Annotated in this window: 2 protein-coding genes; one reads left to right on the forward strand and one right to left on the reverse strand. The window is 45.0% G+C overall.

Annotated features, from left to right (window positions below; genetic code table 11):
* Positions 1 to 192: 192 nt before the first annotated feature.
* The gene (locus FTU66_RS13500; protein ID WP_000018323.1) at positions 193 to 1,008 is read left to right on the forward strand and encodes an APH(3')-I family aminoglycoside O-phosphotransferase; all 816 of its coding nucleotides are present in this window, start codon (positions 193 to 195) and stop codon (positions 1,006 to 1,008) included.
* 136 nt (positions 1,009 to 1,144) lie between these two features.
* Here FTU66_RS13500 and FTU66_RS13505 read toward each other — a convergent pair whose 3' ends face one another.
* The gene (locus FTU66_RS13505; protein ID WP_001183556.1) at positions 1,145 to 1,546 is read right to left on the reverse strand and encodes a LysR substrate-binding domain-containing protein; all 402 of its coding nucleotides are present in this window, start codon (positions 1,544 to 1,546) and stop codon (positions 1,145 to 1,147) included.
* Positions 1,547 to 1,659: the final 113 nt, after the last annotated feature.

Raw genomic sequence — 1,659 nt, forward strand, 5'->3', positions numbered from 1 at the left:
GTACCAGCGTACGGCCCACAGAATGATGTCACGCTGAAAATGCCGGCCTTTGAATGGGTTCATGTGCAGCTCCATCAGCAAAAGGGGATGATAAGTTTATCACCACCGACTATTTGCAACAGTGCCGATAAAAATATATCATCATGAACAATAAAACTGTCTGCTTACATAAACAGTAATACAAGGGGTGTTATGAGCCATATTCAACGGGAAACGTCTTGCTCGAGGCCGCGATTAAATTCCAACCTGGATGCTGATTTATATGGGTATAGATGGGCTCGCGATAATGTCGGGCAATCAGGTGCGACAATCTATCGATTGTATGGGAAGCCCGATGCGCCAGAGTTGTTTCTGAAACATGGCAAAGGTAGCGTTGCCAATGATGTTACAGATGAGATGGTCAGACTAAACTGGCTGACGGCATTTATGCCTCTTCCGACCATCAAGCATTTTATCCGTACTCCTGATGATGCATGGTTACTCACCACTGCGATCCCCGGGAAAACAGCATTCCAGGTATTAGAAGAATATCCTGATTCAGGTGAAAATATTGTTGATGCGCTGGCAGCGTTCCTGCGCCGGTTGCATTCGATTCCTGTTTGTAATTGTCCTTTTAACAGCGATCGCGCATTTCGTCTCGCTCAGGCGCAATCACGAATGAATAACGGTTTGGTTGATGCGAGTGATTTTGATGACGAGCGTAATGGCTGGCCTGTTGAACAAGTCTGGAAAGAAATGCATAAGCTTTTGCCATTCTCACCGGATTCAGTCGTCACTCATGGTGATTTCTCACTTGATAACCTTATTTTTGACGAGGGGAAATTAATAGGTTGTATTGATGTTGGACGAGTCGGAATCGCAGACCGATACCAGGATCTTGCCATCCTATGGAACTGCCTCGGTGAGTTTTCTCCTTCATTACAGAAACGGCTTTTTCAAAAATATGGTATTGATAATCCTGATATGAATAAATTGCAGTTTCATTTGATGCTCGATGAGTTTTTCTAATCAGAATTGGTTAATTGGTTGTAACACTGGCAGAGCATTACGCTGACTTGACGGGACGGCGCTTCCCTACCCTCATGGCCGCCTCCCAGGAATCGACCCAGGTGCTTATCGTGGACATAATCCTTTACTCATAAATTTATCTTATTCCATTATTGTACCTGTCACGCAAAACTTGCAGAAAAGCCATAAACGCAGGAGAATCCTGTCGGCGGTGAGGATAATAAATATGGTAGCCGTCAAAATATGGACACCACTCGGTCAGAACAGCAATCAGCTTGCCGCTTTTGATATATCCATCTGCAACATACTCGGGAATATAGGCAATCCCCAGCCCGTCTAATGCTGCATCGAGCTGATGAATCGTGCTGTTCGCAATATATTGCCCTTTGACTTTCAGACTGAATTTCTGAGCATCTTTCTCGAATTCCCAGGCGTACAATCCACTCGTATCAGAATAGCGGACGTTAATGCAGTTGTGGTTCAAAAGATCCTGCGGCTTCCTGGGCTTAGCATAACGCTTAAAATGGCACTGTTGCAAAGTTAGCGATGAGGCAGCCTTTTGTCTTATTCAAAGGCCTTACATTTCAAAAACTCTGCTTACCAGGCGCATTTCGCCCAGGGGATCACCATAATAAAATGCTGAGGCCTGGC

Origin of the sequence: Acinetobacter sp. YH12131 (assembly GCF_013418635.1) — a bacterium.
Lineage (GTDB): Bacteria > Pseudomonadota > Gammaproteobacteria > Pseudomonadales > Moraxellaceae > Acinetobacter > Acinetobacter towneri.